The organism is Vibrio sp. 03_296, assembly GCF_002265885.1.
Genome location: NZ_NPKW01001138.1, coordinates 1 through 637 on the forward strand (window position 1 = coordinate 1; position 637 = coordinate 637).

Genomic DNA, 637 nt, shown 5'->3' on the forward strand with positions numbered 1-637 from the left:
CAGCAAGCTCATCGAGCTGGCTCTCCTCATTTCACTATCATTGCTCGCAATAATAACCTTTCTCATCCTCGTTTAGGCTTGGCTGTACCCAAGAAGCAAATCAAAACTGCCGTTGGTCGCAACCGATTCAAACGCCTAGCCCGTGAAAGCTTTCGTAACACACAACATCAACTTCCCAATAAAGATTTTGTTGTGATCGCCAAGAAAAGCGCGCAAGATTTGAGCAATGAGGAACTGTTTAAGTTGTTTGATAAGCTATGGCATCGCCTGTCTCGCCCCTCGCGTGGTTAACAATCGGACTCGTCCGTCTTTATCAAGGTCTTATCAGTCCTCTCCTTGGACCGCGCTGTCGTTTTACTCCAACCTGTTCTACATATGCCATAGAAGCGTTGAAAGCTCACGGTTTTGTAAAAGGGTGTTGGTTATCAGGCAAACGTCTATTAAAATGCCACCCTTTGAATGAAGGGGGCTTTGACCCCGTTCCACCAGTCCAAAARCAAGACAGAGATAAATAACGATGGATTCTCAACGTACTCTCCTGGTCCTGCTTCTGGCGCTGGTTTCTTTCTTGCTGTTCCAACAGTGGCAAGTTGCAAGAACCCAGCCCTCAAGCCGATTGAACAGGCCTCAAACAGCA

At 47.0% G+C, this 637-nt stretch carries 3 protein-coding genes; 2 read left to right on the top strand and 1 reads right to left on the bottom strand.

What is annotated here, in order from left to right; translation table 11 throughout:
* Together rnpA and yidD are read left to right on the top strand one after the other, a co-directional pair.
* Nucleotides 1–291, top strand: a 291-nt coding sequence (gene rnpA / locus CIK04_RS30365) for a ribonuclease P protein component (protein WP_128824769.1), incomplete at its 5' end; no start/stop codon positions are given.
* Nucleotides 258–515, top strand: a complete 258-nt coding sequence (gene yidD, locus CIK04_RS30370; RefSeq protein WP_072599185.1) for a membrane protein insertion efficiency factor YidD — start codon at nt 258–260, stop codon at nt 513–515. The genes rnpA and yidD, both read left to right, overlap by 34 nt.
* On the opposite strand, the gene CIK04_RS35090 is transcribed toward yidD, so the two are convergent.
* A partial coding sequence (locus CIK04_RS35090; protein ID WP_325206035.1) for a hypothetical protein occupies nt 441–637 on the bottom strand: 197 nt, incomplete at its 5' end. The two genes, yidD and CIK04_RS35090, sit on opposite strands and share 75 nt — an antisense overlap.